The organism is Pseudomonas sp. GW821-FHT09C10 (genome assembly GCF_059418085.1).
Genome location: NZ_JBWKPE010000010.1, coordinates 1 through 23,657, shown reverse-complemented (window position 1 = coordinate 23,657; position 23,657 = coordinate 1). Strand labels below are relative to the sequence as shown.

The window sequence follows — 23,657 nt, the reverse complement described above, 5'->3', positions numbered from 1 at the left end:
GGCTCGCTGCGAGCCTGGACAGCCAAGGATCAGTTCAGACCCAGCTTGCCACGCAGGGTCGACAGGTCTTCGGCCAGGGTGTTGACCGGACCCACCAGTGCCTTGCGGTCGTTTTCCTTGACCTTGTCATAGGTCTCGAAGCCGCCGTCCTTGGTCTTGTACTTGGCCAGGATCTTGTCCACGCTGGCGAAGTTCTTGTCGACCTTGGCCAGGAAGGCCTTGTCCTGTTTCTCGATCTGGCCACGGAACAGGTCGACGATTTTCTTCGCGCCGTCGATGTTGCCCTGGAAGTCATACAGGTCGGTGTGGCTGTAGCGGTCTTCTTCACCGGAGATCTTGGTGGCGGCGACTTCTTCCAGCAACGCAGCGGCACCGCCGACGACTTTCTCCGGCGGGAAGGTCAGGCCGTCGACGCGCGTCTTGAGATCGTTGACGTCGGTGTTAAGCTTGGCGGTCAGGGCTTCCAGGCCTTTGGTGGTGTTCTGGGAGAACAGCGCGTATTCGATGCGGTGGAAACCGGTGAAGTCTTCGGCGGTCACGCCTTTTTCGTGGTCATCGACACGAGAGTCAATCGACGCATCCAGGTCGCTGAACAGCTCGGCGATCGGTTCGATGGACTCATAGTGCACGCGGGTCGGCGCGTAGAGCTTCTTGGCGGTGGCCAGGTCGCCTTGGTTGATGGCGTCGGTAAAGGCCTGGGTCTGAGTGACCAGCTCGCCGATTTCTTCGGTGACGTAGATCTTGTAGTCCGACACCGGGCCTACCAGGTCCAACGGCGCGGTAGCGGCAAACGCTGCCAGCGGTGAAAGGGTCATTAACAACGACAACGCGATAGTCGACTTCTTCATGGGACGTGTTCCGCTCTGGTTTGTTTTAGGTGTGGGCAGTGGTTTGAGGAGGCGTTGCAGCGAGCAGCGTGCGCCCGATGAAATCCTTGGGGCCCGTGACCCCCGGCAAGGTGAAGAAGTACCCGCCGCCGACCGGCTTGAGGTATTCCTCCAGGGGCTCGCCGTTGAGCCGGGTTTGCACGCTGATAAAGCCTTTCTCCAGGTCAGCCTGGTAGCAGATGAACAACAGCCCCATGTCCAGCTGACCGTTTTTATTGACGCCGTTGGAGTAGTTGAACGGCCGACGCAGGATCAGGTTGGCCTGGGTCTGCGGGGTGCGCGGGTTGGCCAAACGGATATGGGCATCGAGCTTGGTCAGCTTGCCTTCCGGGTCCTTGCTGTAGTCGGGCACCTGGGATTCTTTCTGGCCATCCATGGGCGCGCCGCTGGTCTTCACACGGCCGATGATGCTTTCCTGCTCCTGCAGGGGCGTGCGGTCCCAGCGTTCGACGAAGTTGCGGATGATGCGCACCGCCTGGTAGCTGCCATGGGCCGCCCAGCTCGGTTCGTCGCTGCCGGGTTGGACCCACACAATCTGGTCCATGGCCTTGTTGTCGTTGGAGTTGGGGTTGGCCGAGCCGTCGCGGAAACCCAGGAAGTTGCGCGCGCTTTGTGCCGGTTCGCCGGGTTTGGCCGGTGCCTGGGGCGGCACGCTGCCTTCCTGCTTCCAGCGCACCAGCAGCAGGTCGGGCAGGTTTTTCACGATGTCGCGCAGGGCGTGGATATTGGTGTCCGGGGTGTTGGAGCTGAATTGCAGGCTCAGGTCACCGTGGCACTGCGCCGGTTCCAGCGCATCGTTGGGGAAGCCCACCATGCGGATCAGGCGCTTGGGTTTGACGGCGGCCAGGCCGAAGCGCTCATCGAACAACGATGCGCCGACCGACACGGTGATGGTCAGGTTATCCGGCGTGACCACCGGGCCGAGGATGCCGGAATCGGTGGGCGGCAGCTTCGGGTCGACCTGGGGTACGGTGCCACCGGTCATCAGGAAACCGATGCGCTCGTTCAAGGTGCGGAACAGGCGCTCCAGGTCTTCGCGGTCACTGGCCAGGACGTCGAACGCCACGACCATGCCGCAGGCGGGGCGTGGGGTGACGATGCCGCTCTGGTGCTGGCCGAAAAAATCGTGGTGGTCCTGGGTCTTGTCGCTGCGCGGTGCGGTGGTGACTTGCTCGGCGGCGGCCGCCATGGCCGGACAGGTCAGGGTGCTGCCGGCAATGGCGGCACCGGTGGCAGCCATGCCCAGGAGGACACGGCGACGTTGGGCTGAAAACTGTTCTGAATCACTCATGTGTGCGGTCGTCTTCACTGCAGGCCGGAAAGGCCAAGGGCGGGGTCGATTCCATCGAGTGCGGCGGCCAGAGCCTTGGCCTTGTCGGCGATCTGCTTGCGCTGATCGGCGGTAACGCTGTCGTACGTGGCATAGCCCTTGTCGAGCTTGAAACCCTGGAGCTCGGCATCGAAGGCGGCGAGGGCGCTGTCGACTGTCGGCAGCAGGTCGGCGGCGGACTTGGTCAGCAGCGGACGCATCAGCTCGACCACCTTGTGCGCGGCCTCCAGGTTGGCGGCGAAACCATTCAGGTCGACATGGCTGTAGCGCTCTTCTTCACCGCTGATGGCGCGTACATCCGCCAGGCTGTTGAGGTTGCGCACCACGATGCTCACCAGTTGTTCCGGTGGCAGCGACTGCGCCAGCAACTGCTGTTTGAGGCGGGTGACATCGCTCACCAGGCGCTGCGCAATCGGCCCCAGGCCATCGAGGCTGCGTTGCTGGAACAGGCTGTATTCGAGGCGATGGAAGCCGCTGAAGGCCGGGTCTTGCTCGCGTTTTTCAAAGTAATCGGCACGTGCGTTGATGGCGTTGTCCAGCTCGGCCAGGCGTTGCGAGGCCGCGGCCAGACGTTGGTAAGCCTCACGGGCCGGCACATACAGCGCTTGTGCCTGAGCCAGGTCACCGGCGTTGATCGCCTGTTGCAGGGCGGTCACGGCCTTGACCAGGGCACTGCCCTGGCTGCTCAGGTACACACGAAACTCCGACAGCGGGCCGATAAACGCCACCATCGACGGCTTGGCCTTGGCCTGGGCGTCGGATTCTGCGGTTGGCGTCACATGCAGGGTGCCGCGCGGGTTGCTCAGCAGGCCGCAGGTAATTGCATAGTCGCCAGGCAGCAGGTTGGCGTTGATCACCTGGCTCAGGCCGGGGGCGATGTTTTCGCGCTCTTCGACCACCAGCACGCCGTCGAGGATTTCCCACTCCACCGCCCGGTCAGAGCGGTTGATGATGCGAAAGCTCGCACGGCCGGCCGGCACCGTCAGTGCATTGGGCTCGCAGGCATGGCCATGGATGGTCACGGCGATTTCATCGTGGTTGGTCTGGCGCTTGCTGGCCGCCAGTTGCGAGGCGTAATAGAACAGGCCACCGGCGGCGATCATCACGACCACCGAGCCGGCCACCGCCCAGCGCAGGGCGCGGGGGGGCGAAGCGGGTTGAGGCGTTGGGTTGGACAAGAGACGGTCCTTACTGGCTGGAAACGGAAGAAGGGCTGGCGGCAGGCTTGGCCGGTGCCGCGGGCAGGAAAAACATCACCAGCGCCACCACCAGATAAACCAGATAGGCGCCCAAGGTGCTGATGGTCGGCGCTTCCTGGTAGCCGAACATGCCGGCCAGCACTGAGCCCAGGGGGCTGTCCATCGGCAATGCGGCGCTGAAATCGAACAGCACGGTCTGCCAGTGGTTCCACACGCCCGCTTCATGCAGGGCTTGCACCGAATTGGCGAGGATGCCGGCGGCGACCACGAGGATGAACAGGCCGGTCCAGCGGAAAAATGCACCGAGGTTCAGGCGCATGCTGCCGGTGTAGATCAGGAAGCCGACGATGATCGCCAGGACCAGGCCGAGCAGGGCGCCAATCGGTGCGCCTGGGCCCTCGCTCTGTTGGAACACCGCCAGCAGGAAGAACACGGTTTCCAGGCCTTCACGAGCGACGGCGAAGAACACCATGAGGATCAATGCCGTGACCTGGTGTTTGGAACCGGTCAACGCCTGGTCAAGGGAGGCGTGCAACGAATGCTTGATGGAGCGCGCGACCTTGCGCATCCAAAACACCATGGAGCTGAGGATGCCCACGGCGACCAGGCCGACGATGCCCTCGAACAATTCCTGCTGCTTCTGCGGAAACTCGGCACTGACCAGTTCCAGGCCACCGCCCACCAGCAAGGCCAGGGCCGCGGCGAGGAACACGCCGATCCACACGGCGGGCATCCACTGACCGCGGCCGGTTTGTTGCAGGTAACTGGCGATGATGCCGACGATCAGCGCGGCCTCAATGCCTTCGCGCAGCATGATTAAAAAGGGAACAAGCATCGGGCACCGCAGCTTAAGTAGATAGGAGGCTAAGTTGTAACATAATGATACTCATTGCTAAACAGGAAAACTTGACGTTTGCTGAACAATGGCTGAACGGTGGTGGCGAATCGCAACCCACCTTATGATGCACGGCATCTCGAGAGCCGCCGGATTGCCCAACCTCCCATGTCGGAAAAAGACACCATCTCCATCCACCTCGTGCGCGAAGCCTTGTTGCAGAGCTGCGCACCGGGGCCGGCCACCGTCGAAGCCTTGAGCAAGGTCGGAATCGATCCGGCATTGCTGGAACAGCCCGTGGCCCGCGTTCCCGCCACCGCCTACGCCCGTTTGTGGCGTCTGCTGGCCAGGCGCATGGACGATGAGTTCTTCGGCATGGACCCGCGCAAGCTCAAGTCCGGTAGCCTGGAGTTCCTCTGTCGCGCCGCCATTGCACAACCCAGCCTGGCAGCGGGCCTGCACACCGGCCTGGGGTTCCTCTCGCTGATGCTGGAACACCTGCCGGCCCAGTTGGTGCGCCAACAGAGCCTGGCGGAAATCGTGTTGCTCGAACCCGAGCCGGCGCCCAAGCGCGCATTCACCTATTTCACCTATTGGATGATCGTGCACGGCGTCGCCTGCTGGCTGGCGGGCCGGCGCATCCCGATCCTGGCCATCGAACTGCGCTGCCCGCAGCCGGACTTTTGCGATGACTACCAGGTGATGTTTTCCGACAACCTGCGTTTTGATCGGCCACGCACCCGCATGATCTTCTCCGCCGACTGCCTGGACCTGCCGATCAAGCGCAGCCCGGAAGAACTCAAGCGCTTCCTCGCCCACGCGCCGGCCAACATCCTGGTCAAATACCGCAACCCCGACAGCCTGGCTACGCGCATCAAGCACGACCTGCGGCAAATGCCTCCCGACACCTGGCCTGAAACCGAGGGCCTTGCGGCCACGCTGTGTATCTCCGCTTCCACGCTGCGCCGCCGCCTGGCGGAAGAAGGGCAGAGCTATCAGGGACTCAAGGACAGCGTGCGCAAGGAGTTGGCGATTGTGTGGCTGGCCGAACCGCAGATCAGCTTTGCCGAGATCGCGGCGCGGTTGGGGTTTGCCGATACCAGTTCGTTTTATAAGGCGTTTCGCAAGTGGGTGGGGTCCAATCCTGGGCATTACCGCAGTTTGATTCTTAATGATCAAACGTAGGGTGTAAGAGCGTGTATTTGGGGGGATTCAAGCTTCTTGTTTTTTTAAATGGGTTTTTCGACCACCTAACAGCAATGTTGCGCTGACACCCAATAAACCAATAAAGCAAGAGGCTGCAACTATCATCAAACTTGGTGAGAACCCATACGCATCTAATAATCCACCGAAAATAGTATAGGAGACGCCGATAATGACTGAGTTGACCAGGTTTGCAACAGAGAGGCAGGATGCTCGGATGTGTGACTCAATATTGTCATGAATATAGGTTTCGTATGAGGTTTCATATATGGCAGGGAGCGACATGATTAGAAGGAAGCTCGCGACCGAAGTGGTTGTACCGATATTCAATGAAAGAATGAAAAGAAGAAAGGTGGTAATAAGTGTGGTAGAGAAAGCAATTATGCCGAGAGAAAAACGAGAACAAAAAAAGCCAGCAGCCATGAACATTAATGCCGATAGGGCTTCAACAGCAGCATAAATGCCAGCGATGATAGGTATCTCTAAACCCTGCATGGAAAAAAAGGGTTGGCCATAGATGAACAAGGGGATCGTTGAAAGCTCGAATAAAGCATATCCAATAAACAAAGGTATAAGAAATGCGCCTTTTTTAGACCGAAAAAAATTAATCAGCGAGGTGAGATGTCCCTCCGTTTTTTCATTACTTTTGTGAATTTTTTTATTCAAATTCAGTGAGAAGGCCGGGAGCTTCATTTCGGGAATGAATGTCACAACAACAGCTCCAATGAGCTTTGATAACGCAAAACAAATATAAACACTGTTCCAAGACCATGTGTCTTGTAATACGCCACCAAGCAGCATAGATAAGCCTAATGAAATCGCACCAATGGCACGGGCGCGTGAGAGTATTTTAGGATACTCTTCGGCGCGATGCTGGGCCAGTAAGTTATCATACAGTAATGCCCTGTCCGAACCGGAACCCATGGCAATGCTGGCGCCGAACAGACAAAATATTATGGCGAAAGGAATAAAGGAGGAAAATAGCAGAAATCCAATGCCGCTTATAAACAGCCCTAAAAAGCCGAGTATGAGAGAATATTTACGACCATATCGATCCGCGAGCAAACCGGATGGGATTTCTAACGCTACGGAAGAGAAGAATAAAAAAGATTGAAGAATGCCTATTTCTCCTTGTGTGATTCCAAGTTGCAGCAGATAAAGTACAAACAGGCTTCTTTGGACATCCATGTTCATAAAAATTGATAAGGAGTAATATAGGTTGTCGTGCTTGTCTTTGAGTGGGGTCAGGGTGCTCATTTTTATTTGAATGTCTGTCTTTCAAACTGAAGATATTTGAAGTTTAAGGTGCATGCATTTATTTTAGAAGACCTCATTTTCTGTATTGCAGAAGAAATGGCAGCTGCAATAAAAAGCATGTACTCCTGATTGCCAGGTGTAGCGCGGTATTAGGAAATTACCTACGAAGGACTTCTTGTTTCACTTACAGAAGTAACTTTCAATATTTTAGGACGCTACAAAAAAAGCCCCATGACCAAACGGACCACGGGGCTAAAAATTGGCTGGATGCGACCAACCAAAGGAGCTCTTTACGTTACTTCGCAGTCGCCACGACGGTGTCCGGCTTCCAGCCACCCCCCAGCGCCTTGTAGATCGCCACAATCCCGCGATACAGGTCCACTTCGGCCTGGGCCTGGGAGTCTTCGGCGGCCAGGCGTTCCCGTTGCGCGTCGAGCAGGACGAGGAAGTCCACGGTGCCTTCGCGGTAGCGGATTGCGGCGAGGTCGGCGGCGGCGCGGCTGGATTCGCTTTGGCGGATCAGCGAGACCAGGCGTTGCTGACGCTTGCCGTAATCGCTGAAGGCATTCTCGGACTCTTCCAGCGCCAGCAGCACTTGCTGCTCGTAGGTCGCCAGGGCGCCATCGGCTTCGGCGTCTGCACCCCGCAGGCGGGCGCGGACGCTGCCCAGGTCGAAGGCGGCCCAGGTGATGCTCGGGCCCAGGGCCCAGGCATTTGCGGCGGACGAACCGATCTGCGAACCGCGCCCGGCGGTGAAGCCGAGGAACCCGCTGAGGCTGACCCGTGGGAACAGGTCGGCCTTGGCCACGCCGATGCGCGCGGTGGCGGCGGCCAGTTTGCGTTCGGCGCTGAGGATGTCCGGGCGCCGTTGCAGCAGTTGCCCCGGGTCGCCGATCGGCAACGCCTTGGCAATCGCCGGCAGGTCTTTCGGGCTCAGGTCCACGGTCAGCTTGTCGGGACGCTGGCCGAGGAGGGTGGCGATGCGGTTACGCTCACGCACCTGTTCGGCCTGCAGTTGCGGCACGCTGGCTTCCACTGCGGCGAGGCGTGCGTCGGCGCGCTCCACGTCGAGTTGGTCACCCACACCGGCATCCCGCAGGCTGACGGTGATGGTGCGCGAGTCCTGCTGGTTCTTCAGGTTGTCGAGGGCGATGCGTTCACGCAGTTGCGCGCCGCGCAGTTGACCGTAGGCGTCTACCAGTTCGGCAATCAGGGTGACTTGCAGTTGGTACAGGTCGGCCTCGGCGGCTTGCTGGTCGGCGTCGGTGGCTTCCAGGTTGCGCTGGATGCGTCCGAACAGGTCCAGCTCCCAGGCCATGTCCAGGCCCAGGTCGTACCGCTCGGTCTTGACCCGGCTAGTCGTCTGGCCGGGGATCTGGCCCTTGCCCTGGTCGCTGCTGACGCGGCTGGTAATGGTCGGCATGGCGTCATTGCTGGCGTCATCGCGGATTGCACGGGCAGCACGCAGACGGGCAAACGCCACGCGCAGATCACGGTTACCTTGCAGCGATTGCGTGACCAGCTGGTTGAGGGTCGGGTCGTCGAACTGCTGCCACCAGATGCCTTCGAACTTGGCGTGGTCATACTGCTTGGCGTCCGCGGCGGCGGTGATGTTCGCCGCCTCCGGGGTCTGGGTCTGGTAGTCCGGGCCCACGGCACAGGCGCTCAGCGCCAGGACCAGCAAGCTCGGCAGGAATACTTTCACACTCATTGCTGTGTCTCCAGCTTCAAGGCCTTGGCCGCTTTGCGCGCTTCGCTGCGCTCCACATAGCGACGGATCAGTACGTAGAACACTGGTGTCAGCAACAGACCGAAGAAGGTCACCCCGATCATCCCGGAAAACACCGCCACGCCCATGGCATGACGCATCTCGGCACCGGCACCGCTGGACAACACCAGTGGCACCACACCCATGATGAAGGCGAACGAGGTCATCAGAATCGGCCGCAGACGCAGGCGGCAGGCTTCCAGTACCGCAGCGAGCGGGTCGAGGCCTTCCTGCTGTTTGTCCTTGGCGAACTCGACGATCAGAATCGCGTTCTTGCACGCCAGGCCCACCAGTACGATCAGGCCGATCTGGGTGAAGATGTTGTTGTCGCTACCCGAGATGATCACCCCGGTAATGGCCGACAGCAGCGTCATCGGGACGATCAGGATCACCGCCAGCGGCAGGCTCCAGCTTTCGTATTGGGCGGCCAGGACCAGGAACGCCAGCAGTACGCAGAGCGGGAACACGAACAGCGCGGTGTTGCCCGAGAGGATTTGCTGATAGGTCAGGTCGGTCCACTCGTAGGTCATGCCGTTGGGCAGTTCATCCTTCAACAGTTTTTCAATCGCCGCCTGGGCCTGGCCGGAGCTGTAGCCCGGTGCTGCGTTGCCGTTGATTTCAGCGGTGATAAAGCCGTTGTAGTGCATCACGCGGTCCGGCCCCGAGGTGTCGCTGACCTTGATGAAGGTCGCCAGCGGGATCATTTCGCCCTTGTTGTTGCGTACTTTCAGCTGGCCGATCTGGTCGGCGTCCTGGCGGAACTGTTGCTCAGCCTGCACGTTGACCTGGTAGGTACGCCCGAAACGGTTGAAGTCGTTGGCATACAACGAGCCCAGGTAGACCTGCAGGGTGTCGAAGATGTCGCTGATCGCCACGCCGTGGGTCTTGGCCTTTTCGCGGTCGATGGCGGCATCGACCTGGGGCACGTTGACCGTGTAGCTGGTGAACAGGCCGAACAACTCGGGCACGCCACGGCTCTTGGTGATGACGTTCTGCACTTCTTTGTACAGCTCGTCATAGCCCAGGTTGCCACGGTCCTCGATCTGCAGGCGGAACCCGCCGATGGTGCCCAGGCCCTGTACCGGCGGCGGTGGGAAGATCGCCATGTAGGCTTCTTCGATGTTGGCGTACTGGCCATTCAACGCCCCGGCAATCGCACCGGCGGACATGCTCGCGTCTTTACGCTCATCGAACGGTTTCAAGGTCACGAACACAATGCCGCTGTTCGGGCTGTTGGTGAACCCGTTGATCGACAGGCCGGGGAACGCAATCGCAGCTTCCACACCGGGCTGCTTCAGGGCGATCTCCGACATGCGCTTCATCACGTTTTCGGTGCGGTCCAGGCTCGCAGCGTCGGGCAGTTGGGCGAAGGCCACCAGGTATTGCTTGTCCTGGGCCGGTACGAAACCGGTCGGGGTGTGGGCAAACCCGAAGAAGGTCAGCACCATCAGGCCGGCGTACACGAACAGGGCAATGCCCGTGCCGCGAATCACCCGGCGTACGGTACCCACGTAGCCATGGCTGGACTTTTCGAAAAAGCGGTTGAAGGGACGGAACAGCCAGCCACCGAGGAGTTTGTCGAGGACCTTCGAGAAACGATCCTTCGGTGCATCGTGACCGCGCAGCAACACGGCGGCCAGGGCAGGGGACAGGGTCAGCGAGTTGAACGCCGAGATCACCGTCGAGATCGCAATGGTCAAGGCGAACTGTTTGTAGAACTGCCCGGTCAAGCCACTGATAAACGCCGCTGGGATGAACACCGCACACAGCACCAGCGCCGTGGCGATGATCGGGCCGGTCACTTCGCTCATGGCTTTTTCAGTCGCCGGGAACGGCTCCAGGCCCAGCTCGATATTACGTTCGACGTTCTCCACCACCACGATGGCGTCGTCCACCACGATGCCGATGGCCAGTACCAATCCGAACAGCGACAGCGCGTTGAGGGAGAAGCCGAACAGGTGCATCACCGCAAAGGTCCCGATCAACGAGACCGGCACCGCCACCAACGGAATGATCGAGGCGCGCCAGGTCTGCAGGAACAGGATCACCACCAGCACCACAAGGATCAGCGCTTCGAACAGGGTGTGCACCACCGCTTCGATGGAACCGCGCACAAAGATCGTCGGGTCATAGGCGATGCGGTAATCCATGCCGGCCGGGAAGCTCTTTTTCAGCTCGGCCATCTTGGCGCGCACATCGTTGGAGATGTCGATGGCATTGGAGCCGGGGCGCTGGAAAATCGGAATCGCGACGGCCGGCTGGTTATCGATCAGCGAGCGCAGCGCGTATTGGCTCGACCCCAACTCGACCCGGGCGATGTCCCTGAGGCGCGTGATTTCACCGTTGGCGCCGGCGCGGATCACAATGTTCTCGAACTCTTCCTCGGTGACCAGGCGACCCTGGGTGTTGACCGACAACTGGAAGCTGGTGTCCGACGGTGCAGGCTGGGCGCCCAGGGCACCGGCTGCCACCTGGCGGTTCTGCTCGCGGATCGCGGTGACCACATCGGTCGCAGTCAGGTTGCGCGAGGCGGTCTTGTTCGGATCCAGCCAGACACGCAGGGAGTAGTCGCCCATGCCGAACAACTGCACGTCGCCGACGCCGCCCAGGCGGGCCAGTTCATCCTTGATATTGAGGATCGCGTAGTTGGACAGGTACAGCATGTCGTAGCGCTGATCCGGGGAGGTCAAGTGCACCACCATGGTCAGGTCGGGGGAGGCCTTGTCCACGGTGATACCGATGCGGGTCACTTCCTCAGGCAGTTTTGGCTGAGTCCGTGTCACCCGGTTTTGCACCTGCACCTGCGCATTGTCCAGGTCGGTGCCCAGGGCGAAGGTGATGGTCAGGGTCAGCTTGCCGTCGGCCGTCGACTGCGAGGACATGTACAGCATGTTCTCGACGCCGGTGATGGCTTGCTCCAGCGGCGCGGCCACGGTTTCACCGATGACCTTGGGGTTGGCGCCCGGGAAGTTGGCGCGCACCACCACAGTCGGCGGCACCACCTCCGGGTATTCGCTGATCGGCAACTGGAACAGCGAGATCGCACCGGCGATCAGGATCAGCAGCGACAGCACCGCTGCGAAGATCGGCCGTGAAATGAAGAACTTGGAAAAATTCATCTTGAGTCGTATCCCTTAACCGCGTGGAGACGCAACGGCTGCGAGTTTGGGCGCGGTTTTTTCCGGCGCCACTTGCTCCAGGTTGCTGGCTTCAAGCGCTTGTCGTTGTTGGGCCAAGGCGGCGAGGGTTTCCTTGCTGGCCATCGGAATGGTTTCCGGGGCGACCGGCGAGCCGGGGCGCGCGCGTTGCAGGCCCTTGACGATAATGGTGTCGTCCTTGTTCAGGCCGCTGCGCACGATGCGCAGGCCTTCGATCTTCGGCCCCAGTTCCACCGCGCGATACGCCGGCTTGTCGCCTTCCATCACCAGCACGAACTTCTTGCCCAGGTCGGTGCCGACGGCCTCGTCGTTGATCAGCACGGCGGAGTAAGTGCCGCTGCCGACCAGCTTCAGGCGCGCATACAGGCCAGGGGTGTATTCGCCCTTGCTGTTATCGAACACGGCGCGCCCACGGATGGTGCCGGTGGCCGGGTTGACCTGGTTGTCGACGAAGTTCATCTGGCCCAGGTGCGGGTTGCCGGTCTCATTCGACAGGCCCAGGTACACCGGGGTGGTCGCACCACGGCGGCCTTGGCGAGCCAGTTCGGTGTACTTGAGGTACACACGTTCATCGGCGTCGAAGTAGGCGTAGACCTTGTCGGTGGAGACCACACTGGTCAGCGCGGTAACGTCGGCGGTCACCAGGTTGCCGGCGGTGATTTCGGCACGGCTGACGCGGCCGCTGATCGGCGAGGTCACGCGGGTGAAGCTCAGGTTCAGCTTGGCCAGGTCCAACTGCGCCTGGATCCCGGCGACGGCGGCGCGGGCTTCCTGGGCGGCGGTGGTGCGCGAGTCGGCCAGTTCGGCGGAGATCGCATTGCTCTGGCGCAGGCGTTCGCCGCGCTGGGCTTCGTTGTCGCTGCGGGTGGCGGCGGCTTTGGTTTGAGCCAGTTGGGCTTCCAGGCGGCGCACTTCGGCCTGGAACGGACGCGGGTCGATCTGGAACAGCAGGTCGCCTTTCTTGACCAAAGCGCCTTCGGTGAAAGCGACTTGGTCAATCTGGCCAGAGACCCGTGGACGAATCTGTACGGTTTCGGGCGCTTCCAGGCGACCGGTGAATTCATCCCACTCGTTGACCGGCTGCTCAAGCACCTTGGCCACGCTGACTTTTGCCGGTGGCATGGCGGCCGCTTGGTCCGGGGTCTTGCCGCACGCGCTCATCACCACCACGGCCAGGATCGCCAGGGGGAAGCGCAAATGTTTGAGTGACTGTTCCATGAGGTGCATCCGCCAATGTATTTGAGATGGGCGGATCATGCGCGGCGAGGCGGTATGTCACGAATCGAATGAAGCAAAGGTAACTATCATTCGGAATGATATAAGCGCGGGATTAGCCCTCTAGCATGGGGCTTTCGTTAGGGAGCTATCAATGGGCGTGATGACAAAAGACTGTTGTCGAAGGTGCAAGGAACCGTCTCGACGGTAGTTTGCGTGAAGCGACGACTGCCAGGAGGGTGAAAGAAACGCCCGGTTCAACTGAACCGGGCGCCGATTCATAGCGTGCGTCAGGCGGTACCGAACCCCACCTGCACCGTCAGCGCCCCCTGGTTATCCCCCAAGCCAATGCCATAACGCCCCTCCAGATCATCGTTGATACACAGCTGCAATTCCCCGGTCTGCCCCGCCGGAATCTCCGCCAGGTCACCCACCAGAAACGGTGTCCCGCTGCTGCTCACCCGGCCAATCAGCGCCCCCTCATTGGCGCCCGGCAAGGTGTAGCCCGCCTTGGCGATCAGCCCGGGGCTGCCGTTGCCATCGACCAGGCCGCCCACCGGGCTGGCCAGCCACTTGCCGCTGACATACCGCACCAGTCGCGGGCTCGGGCCGCTGATCTGCACGCCGGTGCCTTGCCATGGCTGGTTGGCCTGCACCTGTACCGTCGCGGCCTTGAGCTCGTTGCACAGGGTGTCGCCGGCCTGGATCGACAGCGCCGCGATGGTCAGGCTCGGGTTGGAGGTGCCGGTGGTGGGGAACACGCCATCACCCACCAGGAACAGGTTGTTGTGGTCCCAACTGCGTTGGCTCTTGTCCACCACCGAGGTCTTGGGGTCGTCCCCCATGCGGTAGGTGCCCATCAAATGCCCGGCCCCCTGGAACGAATAGGATTGCCCTTGGTAGATGAACACCCCGGGCGGGATGTCGGCAGTCAGTTCGGTAGCCCCAAGCAGTTCGGTGATGACATGGCTGGCCAGAATCCGCGCCTGTTTGAAGCCTTCCTTGGTGTAGTCGGACAGGTCGTAGTGGATTTCCGGGCGCGGGATGCCCAGGCGGTCCTTGTATTGGGCGGAGGGCACGATATAGCAGTTGGCGTTATTGGGATCTTCCTCCACTTGCTCCACCAGGAAACCTATCCGAAATTGCCGGGTAAGCAGGTTGTTCAGCTGTTGCACCAGCGCCGTGCCGAACAGCACCTGGGGCGCGCCCGTGCCGTTTGGCAGCGGGTTGGTGTGGCTGACGTTGGTGCCATCGATCAGGTCGGCGACGGTGGTGTAGGGGTCGCCGATCGGCCAGTTGAAGCCCTCGTTGCCGATTTCGATCCGCCAGGCCGCGCGCTGGCTGCGGAAGGCGCCGTCGCGCAGGCTTTCGATACCGGAGGTGGACACCGGGCCGCGATACGGGAACACCGTCTTGCCCTCGGGCATCAGGCCCCAGGCCAGGTAGATCGGGTGGTCCGCCAGGCTGCGCCCGACCTGGCCGCTGCTGTTGGCCACGCCGTTGGGCCAGGCGCCGCTGGTGGAGTTGAGCAGCAACTTGGGCGTCTCGATGGCATGGGCGGCGATCACATAACGTTGCCCCACGGCCACGCCGGTGCCGGTCGGTGGCCCATCGCCGAGTTGGTACTGGATGAACTCGATACCGCTGATGCTGTGGTCCGCCGCCACGGTGACCTTGCTCGCCACGGTCTTGTACAGCACCCGCACGTTGCCGGTGTTGAGTGCGTTGTTCATGGTCACCGTGGCATCGTACTTGGCCTGGATCGGGCAGATCGGCGTGCAGTTGGTGTTACCCGCGCACACCCGTCGCCCGGCATACGGCTGGGAGTTACGCCCGGCCGGCGTCGGGCTGACCACCAGGGGCAGGCCCTCGAACGACTGGCCCTGCACCGCGCTGACGAAGCTGCCATCGACCAGCGACAGCGGGATGCTGGTCATCGGGTATTCATAGTTGGCCGGGAAGGTAATGCCCAGGTACGCCTGGTCGGCCACGTTCGCGGCCACACCGATTTCCGCCTCCGCACGGCAATAGGCGCTTTGCAGGTCGTTGTAGCTGATCGGCCAGTCCACCCCCACGCCGTACAGGGATTTCATCCGGAAATCATTCGGCAACATACGCAGGCAGGTGGCGACCCAATGCCAGGTGGTGCCGCCGCCCACGCGCTCATAGGTACTGGTGAACGGCAGCGGGCCTTTTTGTACCAGGTAGCTGATGTCGGGGTTGTTCCAGCCGTTGATCAGGTCGGCGATGGTCGCGCGCGGTGCGTTCTGTTCGGCGGGGTTGCGCGCCGGGCTCAGGGTGCTCACCGGCGGGTAGGGTGATTCGGGGGTCTTCAACGTCGCGGTATAGAAACGCTCCAGGTACTGGTTACGATTGGGCGGAATCTCCGGCCCCGATTCCAGCACCAGCACCTGCACCCCGGCCAGGCCCAATTGATAGGCAATCAGGCTGCCCGCAAGGCCCGCACCGACAATCACCACATCTGCTTGTTCGCTACTCATGACGATGCTCCTGGCTGCGTGCTGGCGTTAACCCCGGTGAAGTCTTCCAGGCTGGGCGGCGGGCTGTTCCAGTAGCCGAAGAAGAACTCGCTGTAGCCCATGGGGTGGGCCTGGGCAATACTCCACGCCCAGCTCTGGGTGTAGGCCTCGTCACTCACCACGGTTTGCTCGTCGACCGGGAACGCGCCCTGGGTATACGGCTGGTACCACACGCCCAGCAGCCAGAGCTTCATGATCGCACGTGCCACCTGGGCGGTTTGCGTGGGGGCTGGCTGGCCGTTCTGCATCAGGATCGCGGTACCGATTTGCTGCGGTGTCGCCTGCTCGGCCGCCAGCGCGGCGTACTGAGCCAGCAGGGCGCTGAGCACGCTTTGCCCGACACGCGGGCCGATGAAGTTGAGAAAGGTGCTGGGCAGGCCGATGGGGTCCACCGAGGGCGCCAGCAGTTCCTGGTCGATGCCGGTGAGCACCACGCTCAGGCCAGTGAAATTGTCCAGGTCGGTACTCATGGCTGACTCCTTGTCGCACCGGTGGATTGGGCGCGCTCGAGCAGGTAGGTGAAGTCCGCGAAGCTGGTGCGCGGCGACTGGGTCACGTGGGTGGCGGCATTGCCGTGACAGGCGATGCAACTGGACGACGCCTGGGGCACGGTGCCCTGGATATAGGTCTCCAGCGTGGCATTGGCGAGGAACGACGGCGCCGGGTTGCCCAGCGGCCGGGTTGCGGAGATCTGGCACGGCGGCTGGCCGCTGAGCGTCGGCCACTGGGTGCTGATCAACTGGTAGTTGGCCCATACGCTGTTGGGATTCACCGTGCGCAGCAGGGTCTGGTAGGTGGTGTTGAGGGCCTTGGCTTCATCCGTCAACGGTATCTCGCGCACGATCTGCGAGGGCGTGGCCTTCACCGCCGGGTTCCATGGCCGGGGCGGCGGCTGGTTGACCGCGGCCTGGCTGCTGGCGTTATAGAACAGGTACGGACCTTTGCGCTCGGCGGGCGGCGTGGTCTTTTCCGGCACATTGTCGACGTGCTCGAAGGTCGACCACACCCACTGCGGCGCGCTGGTGGTCTTGTGCACGATATGCAGGCCCACCAGCCCGACCGGCTCGGCCACGCAGGACTCGGCCACCACCGGCCCCTTGCTCGGGTCGCTGTTGCCCGGCGTATACACCAGGGCATCGACACTGTGGAAGCTGGCGGGATTGTCGTTGCCGTCCAACACCTTCCACGAGGCCTTGACCATCAGCGAACCCACCTCACTGGTGCTCGGGTTACCGCAACTGAACGCCACCGCATTGGTCGGGCTGGCGGCAAAAAACACCTGTTGGCCCTGGATGCTGTAGAGGCCGTTGTTGACGATGCCGTCGAACATGGCTTGGTTGACCACGATTTCATTGCGCGTGTACACGCCGCTCTGGTCCACCAGGGGGCCGCTTTCAAACGGCTGGATAAACTCGTCGAGCACATCCGGAACCTTGCCCATCTGTTGCAGCAAGCGCCCGGAACCCTTGCCTTCACAGGCTTTCGGCACGCTGGCGGGCGCATGAAAAGGCAGCGGCTTCTGCCCTTGGGCCAGGAATATCTGATAGCTCTCCTTATAGCTTTCCCACACAGTGGCCGCGTCCTGCTGGCCGATCTGCACACCGCTGTTGGGTTGACCCGTGTCCAGCGCCGGCCAGTTCAGCGCGATGAACGTCTGCCACGACATTTCATCGAAGTTGGCTTGCAGGCTGTCGAGAGAGAAGGGCGGGGTCGCCGTGACATCGAAGGGTATTTGTGTAGACAACGTGGGGGCCGCGACGACCAGGGGGCTCAGCAACGCGCCAAACAGCGCACAGCCGAACCCGGGCCGGGGGCGATGGGTTTCCATTCTCATCGGTATCTCCTAGGCATCAGGCGCCGGGAGACAGTGGGTCCGTCATGGACTCTTCAATGCGCCTCCTGGCACGGGCTAGAGCGTAGATAAGGTTGGCGGCGCAGGTGTATGGGCGGCTAGATTTGTTCGTAATAAAAACAATCGCCAAGAGGCGGTTCAGGCGCGCCCTGTTCGAATGTAAGTGCGAAACACATGGTCCCACAGCGGCGAAGACACCCCGAAGTTCTTCTCGATGCCTTTGCGATGGTGCAGGTCGTGATTGGCCACCAATCCCGGAATAAAGGCGTAGGCCCAATGCTGCGGGCGGTGCATCACGTAGTGCAGCGAGATGTAGACGAAATAGCCCGTCACCGCGCCGATAAACGCCGAGGTGAGGCCGGTGGACCACGCGAGCAGCAACAGCACGGCGAAGGTCGAACTGGTTTTCCAGCTGGACACGCCGATGTAGGCCAGCACGTCGAGATGGTGGGTCCAATGCTCGCGGCGATACAGCGAGTGGAACAGGAAACGGTGCGCCGAATATTCCACCAGCGTCCAGACCAGCAGGCCCGACAGTGCCAGCCAGGGCTCAAAGGGCGCCAGATAGAGGGCAGCTACCACAAACAGCGGAACGGTGAAGAAATCGAGGTAATAAGCAACCGATGACATCAGCCATTTATTGGAAGCAGCCATGCGCGGAATATCCCTGTAGTGCGAAATGGACGGGCGCGGGATTGTCCGGTGTCGGGCCGCCGTATACAACTGCCCGGCGCTGGCTACGTGGTGGATTTGTGAGCCAATCGCCCTAGCCGCGTCGAATAGCCGTTGAACCGCTACGTTGCAACAACTCAATCCGGTCCGCCGGCACCAGCGTACGCAAGGTTTTGTACAGCACCCGGGTTTCCAGCAGGTTCCAAACCCGCAGCATGGTTTCCAGCGCGTCCAGGGGTTTGCTGATGAAGTCCCGGGCGCCCAGGGCCAGGGCACGCAGGCGCGTGTCGCGGGTGGCGTCGGCGGTGAGCACCAGGATCGGCAGGTATTCGCCTTGGGGAATGCGCCGGTTGAGCTGTTCCAGCACGGCAAAGCCGTCGAACTCCGGCATGTGCAGATCGAGGATCACCAGGTCCGGCTCGAAGCTGTTGAACAACTCCAGGGTGCGCAGCGGCTGGGTGCTGCTCAGCACGTTGGTCAGCCCTTCGCGCGCCAGCAGTTGCTCCACCAGGTCGAGGTTCGGGCGTTGGTCGTCGATGATCAGGATACGCAGGTCGAGGTTCACGCGGGCTCCGGAAAAGCTTGGTCGAGGTGGGCGAGAAACGCCGGCACGTTGATCGGTTTGTTCAATACCGCGGTGGCGCCTGCCTCCTGCAAGGCCTGGCGGGTAAGGTCGCTGGCGTCGGCGGTGATCATCAGCACCGGTGTGTCGCGGGTGATCGGTGACTGACGCAGGCGTTGCAGCACCTTCAAGCCATTGATGTCCGGCAGCGACACATCCAGCAGAATCAGCTGTGGCGCATGCTGCGCGGCGAGGTCCAGGCCCAGTTGACCTTGCATGCTCGACAGCAGGCGTATGCCGGGCCGACGTTGCAGCAGGGTTTCGATCAGCGCCAGGCTGGAGAGGTTGTCTTCGATGCACAACACCTTGCCCTCGAAGGTGCTGACGACGGGAGCAGGGCGCTTCAATTCGGTGTCGATGCCGGGCGTGGCGATGCTCTGGGCGTGGGCCACGCGCACGAAGGGCAGTTCCAGGGTAAAGCGCGAGCCGACGCCGGGTTGGCTCTGTACCTTGAGTCGGCCATCCATGTTTTCCAGCAGGCTTTTACTCAGTGCCAGGCCCAGGCCGCTGCCTTCCACATTCGGGTCGGCCCCCAGGCGTTCGAAAGGCTTGAACAGTTGCCCCATATGATCGGCTGCGATGCCGTTGCCGGTATCGCACACGGCCACGCTGACTCGTTGTCCACGGATATCGACCTCAAGGCTCACCTGACCATCGCGCCGGTTGTATTTGATCGCATTGGACAGCAGGTTCAGCAGCACCTGGGTCAGGCGCTGGCGGTCGGCAACGATGCCCGTATCCGCCGCCAGTGCCGGCAGCGGCCGCAACTGCACGCCCGCGTCGGCGGCCATGGGCGATACCAGCGTCAGCGCCTCTTGCAAGGCGCCCGCCAGCGGGATCGGCACGATATTCAACGCCAGGCTTCCGGCCTCGATCTTGGCGATGTCCAACACCTCGTTGATCAGGGTGAGCAGGTGCTGGCCGGCGCGCAGGATATGCCCGACGTCGGCCTTTTGCGCCTTGGGTGCGTCCATGTCCAGCAGTTGTGCAAAGCCCAGGATCGAGTTGAGCGGGGTCCGTAGTTCGTGGCTCATGCGCGACAGGAATTGGCTTTTGGCGCGGCTGGCGCGTTCGGCTTCCTCGCGGGCGGTGCGCAGGGCGATCTCCGCAGCGCGGCGGTCGGTGATGTCGCGGGTGATCTTGGAAAAACCGCGCAGGGCGCCGGTGCCGTCGTACTGCGCCGTGATCACCACGCTGGCCCAGAACCGCGTGCCGTCCTTGCGGCAGCGCCAGCCTTCTTCGGTGTAATCGCCGTTGCGGGTGGCCTCGCGCAACGCCATGTCCGGGTGCTGCGGGCATTCCTGGGGCAGGTAGAACAGCGAGAAATGCTGGCCGATGATCTCCTGTTCGGTATAGCCCTTGATCCGCTCGGCGCCGTTGTTCCAGCTGGTGACATGGCCCGCTGTGTCGAGGGCGAAGATCCCGTAGTCCTTGACCCCATCGATGATCAGCCGCAAGCGTTCTTCGTTGTCGCGCAAGGCGCGTTCGCGTTCGGCCAGCAATAACCCGGCCTCCACCAGGCTGGTGCCCAACTGGCCGATTTCGTCTTTTTCCGGTGGTTGTGGAAGCAGCGGCGAGCCCAGGGCCAGGCGCTGGGCATTGCGCTGCACATTCTGCACCCGGGCGACGATGCCCTTGGACAGAAACAGCACCGCGACAATCGCCCCGAACAACCCGCAGATCGCCGCCAGCCAGGTCGACAGCAACAAGCGTTGGCGGGTCTCGGACGCAGCGGCGCTGCGCTCGGCCAGCAACGACGCCTCAAGGGTGAGCATGGTGCTGATGTGTTGGCGCAGGGCGTCGAGGATGTGCTTGTTGCTGATCAGGATGGCACTGATGGACTCCGGTGTGGCGTCGCTGTCCTTGAGCATGTCCTCCAGCCCGTCGACCTTGCCGTCGATCAGCGGCTTGATCGCGCTGAGCTGCTCGCGCACCCGTGGATCGCGCACGTTGCGGTCCAGTCGGCGCAGGGCCGACTCGATCTGGGGCTTGGCGTTCAGGTAGCTGGGCAGGAAGTCTTCGCGGCGGGTGAGCAGGTAACCGCGCACACTGGCGGCGGCTTCCGCGAGCAGGGTATGCACGGCCTGGATATCGCTTTGCACGCGTAAAACCCGGCGCACATCCTCTTCGGCCCGGGCGGTCTGGCGTTCCGTGGTGTAGATCAGCACCAGGGACAGCAACAGCACCACCAGTGGCAATGAAATCACCACCAGCGCCTTGCCGCGCAGCGGCAGGTCGGCCCAACGCTTTCTCATTTGGGCCGCCTCATGTGGGTGTCACCAGGCCCAAGGCGATGCCCCGCACGGCGGCCTGGGTACGGTCAGCCGCGCCGAGCTTGCCGATCACCCGCTCGACATGGGCCTTGGCCGTGCCGGTGGTAATGCCCAGGTGTTCGCCGATGGCGCGGTTGCTCATGCCGTTGGCGACCAGGCCGAGGACCTGGCGTTCCCGTGGGGTGAGCGGTTCGCCGGGGGCGGCACCGCTGGCCTGGCGTTCGGTCATGCGCCGCAACAGCCGGGCGCTGACCGCCGTGTTGAGCGCCTCGCCACCGGCGGCCACGTGTTGCAGCGCCTGGATCACCTCGGCGCGGCTGGCGTCTTTGAGCAAGTAGCCCACCGCACCGGCATTCATGGCCGCCTCCAGGTACTCGGGGCTGTCGTCCATGGTGAACATCACCACCTTCACCGCCGGCAGGCGTTGTTGCAGCAAGCGTGCTGCGCCCAAGCCATTGAGCCCGGGCATGCGAATGTCGAGGATGACGATATCCGGCAGCAGTTGCTCACACAGCTCCACCGCTTGCAGGCCATCGCTGGCCTGGCCGACCACCTCGAACTGCGGATGGCCGGCCAGCAGGGAGACAAAGCCGGTGCGCGTGACTTCATGGTCGTCCGCCAGCACCAGGCGCAGGACGTGGGTCATTGCGGGACTCCAATCAACTGCGCAGGCATGCGCGCGTGCAGCCGGGTACCGCCGTCGACGGAGCTGACGCAGGTGAAGCTGCCGCCCAGCAGGCTGGCGCGCTCCTGCATGGTGGCGAGGCCCAGATGCTGGGCGTCATCCGCTGATGGCTCTGCCTTGAAGCCTCGGCCATTGTCGTCCAGCCGCAGGGACGCCTCGTCGTCGTGCAGCGCCAGGGCCAGTTGCACCTGGCTTGCGCGCGCATGCTTGAGCACATTGTTGATGGCTTCCTGGCCGATCCGGAACAAGGCGATTTCCACCTGGCTGGGTAAGCGCGCCTCACAGTGCGCCTGCCACACCACGTTGATGCCGGCGTCACGCAGGCGGTCGGCCTCCTTATCGAGGGCTTTGAACAAGCCGAAATCATCCAGCACCGTGGGACGCAGGCCCGCAATCAGTTGCCGGCCCTCGCCAACCGAGTGTTGGGCCAGGGTAAGAATCGCCTCCAGGTCGGCGGCCAATGCCTCCGGCAGCGGCGGACAGCGCCCGGCAAAGCCTTGCAGCCGCTGGTGCAGGCCCGCCAGGGTTTGCGCCAGGCCATCGTGGAGGTCGTAGGCGACGCGCTTGCGTTCGTCTTCTTGGGCGCGGAGCAAGCGGTTGACCAGGTCGGACAGGGTTTTGTCGCGCAGCTTGAGGGTGCTCAGCAGCCGGTCGTTTTCCAGGTGGGCGGCCAGCAACGTGGCGAGCAGTTGCAGGGATTCGCTGTCTTCGTGCTCCGGCGCCCGCAGGCTGACGCTATTGCCCAGCACCAGTACACCAAAGGCATTGCCGTCACCGGCGCGCAACGGCACTTGCAAGACGCTGGGCACCTCCTCGGATGGCCGCTCCTGCCAACACGCCGTGCGCAGGCTGCGGTCGGCGAGGGCGGCCAGGCCGCCCAAGCGCGACGGGTTGCCATGGCGGGCGCTGGTATAGGCGATGCCCTCTGCGTCCCACTCCTGCAGCAGCCCGTGGTCCATGGCCAGAAACGCGCAGGCCCGCGCGAGCACGCGTTCGCGCATGGCGTCGGGGGCCAGTTGGCGCAGTTCCTGGCCGGTATCCACCAACAGGCGCAGGCGCGCCGTACGACTTTGCGATTGGCGAAAGTGCGCGCGCATGGCCAGGGCGCTGCCGGGATCATGGGGCGTGTCATGCATGGGTGATGCTCCATTTTTTGCTGCGGGCGCGAGGGTAGCTATTAAACAGGGTCGGACCCCTTGGGCGCTATCTGCCAAATGGCATAGGTAAATACCTCCGGTTGGCCGATGGCGGCCGGCGGGCAGCTTGGCAAAGTGGCCGCAACGACGACCACTGGAGTATCGCCATGAAATTCAAGATCGCCCCGATCGCCCTGATATTTGCCCTGAGCGTACCGTTTGTTCATGCCGCCGAGACGGCCCCGTATGTCTACCGTGAAGTCGCCCAGGCGCCAGCCAATGTCAAAGACCGCGAGATTGCCGGTTTATTCGACCGCTGGAACAGCGCCCTGCAGACCGGCAACGTGAAATCCGTGGTCGACCTCTACGCGCCGGGCGCTGTGTTGCAGCCGACCGTGTCCAACCAGGTGCGCACGACGCCGGAGCAGATCACCGATTACTTCGACCACTTCCTGGCGCTCAAGCCGGTGGGCCAGATCAACTACCGCGAGATCCGCCAGCTGGGCAGCAACGTGGCCATGGACAGTGGCGTCTACACCTTCACCCTGACCGAGTCGGATGGCAAGGTGCGTCAGGTGCAGGCGCGCTACACCTTCGTCTATGAGCAGGTGGGTGGCCAGTGGAAAATTCTTAACCATCATTCTTCGGCGATGCCTGAAGTCCAGGCCAAGCACGCCAAGCAGTAATGGTTGGAGAGAAAATGCCCATCCCTTGCCGGGGGTGGGCATTTTTTGTTGGGGCTGGGAGATTGTTCCTGTGACGGCTCGGGAGCCGATGCCTCTCTAACTGATGGCCCGCGACCTGAATGTGGGAGGGCGCTTGTCCCCCCGAATAGGTATCTACACAACTTTCAGCGGTCTGTGGCTTGCTTCCGTGGCGGCCTTCGGGCCGACCATGTCGTTGGGTTTGACCGAGTACATATCCGTTGCTGCGGTCACGACCACCTATGGTTCCGCTCTTACAGCGGGTCACTTTTGGAAGAGCGCCAAAAGTAACCAAAAACGCTTCGCCCCAACACTCGGCAC

Annotated in this window: 18 protein-coding genes; 2 read left to right on the top strand and 16 right to left on the bottom strand. The window is 62.1% G+C overall.

Annotation, left to right across the window (positions count from 1 at the left end; all coding sequences use genetic code 11):
* Positions 1 to 29 precede the first annotated feature (29 nt).
* The 4 genes from efeO (AC07OT_RS19110) to efeU are packed head-to-tail and all read right to left on the bottom strand — an operon-like array spanning position 30 to position 4,251.
* Positions 30 to 848, bottom strand: a complete 819-nt coding sequence (gene efeO, locus AC07OT_RS19110; protein ID WP_065941337.1) for an iron uptake system protein EfeO — start codon at positions 846 to 848, stop codon at positions 30 to 32.
* 25 nt (positions 849 to 873) lie between these two features.
* Positions 874 to 2,178: an iron uptake transporter deferrochelatase/peroxidase subunit gene (efeB, locus tag AC07OT_RS19105; protein ID WP_115486304.1), complete on the bottom strand. Its 1,305-nt coding sequence runs from the start codon at positions 2,176 to 2,178 to the stop codon at positions 874 to 876.
* A 14-nt stretch (positions 2,179 to 2,192) separates the two neighbouring features.
* The gene (efeO, locus tag AC07OT_RS19100) at positions 2,193 to 3,395 is read right to left on the bottom strand and encodes an iron uptake system protein EfeO (protein WP_115486131.1); all 1,203 of its coding nucleotides are present in this window, start codon (positions 3,393 to 3,395) and stop codon (positions 2,193 to 2,195) included.
* Positions 3,396 to 3,405: 10 nt separating this feature from the next.
* Complete coding sequence (gene efeU / locus AC07OT_RS19095; RefSeq protein WP_368960879.1) at positions 3,406 to 4,251, bottom strand: iron uptake transporter permease EfeU; 846 nt, start codon at positions 4,249 to 4,251, stop codon at positions 3,406 to 3,408.
* Positions 4,252 to 4,419: 168 nt separating this feature from the next.
* Here efeU and AC07OT_RS19090 point away from each other — a divergent pair, with 168 nt between their 5' ends.
* Complete coding sequence (locus AC07OT_RS19090; RefSeq protein WP_495102612.1) at positions 4,420 to 5,436, top strand: AraC family transcriptional regulator; 1,017 nt, start codon at positions 4,420 to 4,422, stop codon at positions 5,434 to 5,436.
* A gap of 27 nt (positions 5,437 to 5,463) precedes the next feature.
* Here the strand turns inward: AC07OT_RS19090 and AC07OT_RS19085 are convergent, their stop codons facing one another.
* From AC07OT_RS19085 to AC07OT_RS19030, 12 genes are all read right to left on the bottom strand, one after another.
* Positions 5,464 to 6,711, bottom strand: a complete 1,248-nt coding sequence (locus tag AC07OT_RS19085; protein WP_495108779.1) for an MFS transporter — start codon at positions 6,709 to 6,711, stop codon at positions 5,464 to 5,466.
* Between the two features lie 295 nt (positions 6,712 to 7,006).
* Complete coding sequence (locus AC07OT_RS19080; RefSeq protein WP_495108778.1) at positions 7,007 to 8,422, bottom strand: efflux transporter outer membrane subunit; 1,416 nt, start codon at positions 8,420 to 8,422, stop codon at positions 7,007 to 7,009.
* Entirely contained in the window at positions 8,419 to 11,598 is a 3,180-nt protein-coding gene (locus AC07OT_RS19075; protein ID WP_495108777.1) for an efflux RND transporter permease subunit, read from the bottom strand. The genes AC07OT_RS19080 and AC07OT_RS19075 overlap by 4 nt, the downstream gene beginning before the upstream one ends.
* A 15-nt stretch (positions 11,599 to 11,613) precedes the next feature.
* Positions 11,614 to 12,855: a multidrug efflux RND transporter periplasmic adaptor subunit MexE gene (gene mexE / locus AC07OT_RS19070; protein ID WP_027605656.1), complete on the bottom strand. Its 1,242-nt coding sequence runs from the start codon at positions 12,853 to 12,855 to the stop codon at positions 11,614 to 11,616.
* A gap of 287 nt (positions 12,856 to 13,142) precedes the next feature.
* Positions 13,143 to 15,353, bottom strand: a complete 2,211-nt coding sequence (locus tag AC07OT_RS19065) for a GMC family oxidoreductase (protein WP_495108776.1) — start codon at positions 15,351 to 15,353, stop codon at positions 13,143 to 13,145.
* The gene (locus tag AC07OT_RS19060; RefSeq protein ID WP_495102616.1) at positions 15,350 to 15,862 is read right to left on the bottom strand and encodes a sorbitol dehydrogenase; all 513 of its coding nucleotides are present in this window, start codon (positions 15,860 to 15,862) and stop codon (positions 15,350 to 15,352) included. Before AC07OT_RS19060 ends, AC07OT_RS19065 begins: the two co-directional genes overlap by 4 nt.
* On the bottom strand, positions 15,859 to 17,226 hold the full coding sequence (locus tag AC07OT_RS19055) for a cytochrome C (protein ID WP_495108775.1): 1,368 nt from the start codon (positions 17,224 to 17,226) through the stop codon (positions 15,859 to 15,861). The genes AC07OT_RS19060 and AC07OT_RS19055 overlap by 4 nt, the downstream gene beginning before the upstream one ends.
* A gap of 156 nt (positions 17,227 to 17,382) precedes the next feature.
* On the bottom strand, positions 17,383 to 17,898 hold the full coding sequence (locus AC07OT_RS19050; RefSeq protein WP_495108774.1) for a sterol desaturase family protein: 516 nt from the start codon (positions 17,896 to 17,898) through the stop codon (positions 17,383 to 17,385).
* Between the two features lie 112 nt (positions 17,899 to 18,010).
* Positions 18,011 to 18,481, bottom strand: coding sequence for a response regulator (locus tag AC07OT_RS19045; protein WP_065941346.1), 471 nt, complete (start codon positions 18,479 to 18,481; stop codon positions 18,011 to 18,013).
* Positions 18,478 to 20,793, bottom strand: coding sequence for an ATP-binding protein (locus tag AC07OT_RS19040; protein WP_495108773.1), 2,316 nt, complete (start codon positions 20,791 to 20,793; stop codon positions 18,478 to 18,480). The genes AC07OT_RS19045 and AC07OT_RS19040 overlap by 4 nt, the downstream gene beginning before the upstream one ends.
* A 10-nt stretch (positions 20,794 to 20,803) precedes the next feature.
* Positions 20,804 to 21,457: a response regulator gene (locus tag AC07OT_RS19035; protein WP_027605673.1), complete on the bottom strand. Its 654-nt coding sequence runs from the start codon at positions 21,455 to 21,457 to the stop codon at positions 20,804 to 20,806.
* Positions 21,454 to 22,632, bottom strand: coding sequence for a sensor histidine kinase (locus AC07OT_RS19030; RefSeq protein ID WP_495108772.1), 1,179 nt, complete (start codon positions 22,630 to 22,632; stop codon positions 21,454 to 21,456). Before AC07OT_RS19030 ends, AC07OT_RS19035 begins: the two co-directional genes overlap by 4 nt.
* 167 nt (positions 22,633 to 22,799) lie before the next feature.
* On the opposite strand from AC07OT_RS19030, the gene AC07OT_RS19025 reads away from it, so the two are divergent.
* Positions 22,800 to 23,318 (top strand): SgcJ/EcaC family oxidoreductase, encoded by a 519-nt coding sequence (locus AC07OT_RS19025; protein ID WP_495108771.1) that lies wholly within the window; start codon positions 22,800 to 22,802, stop codon positions 23,316 to 23,318.
* The last annotated feature ends 339 nt before the right edge of the window (positions 23,319 to 23,657 follow it).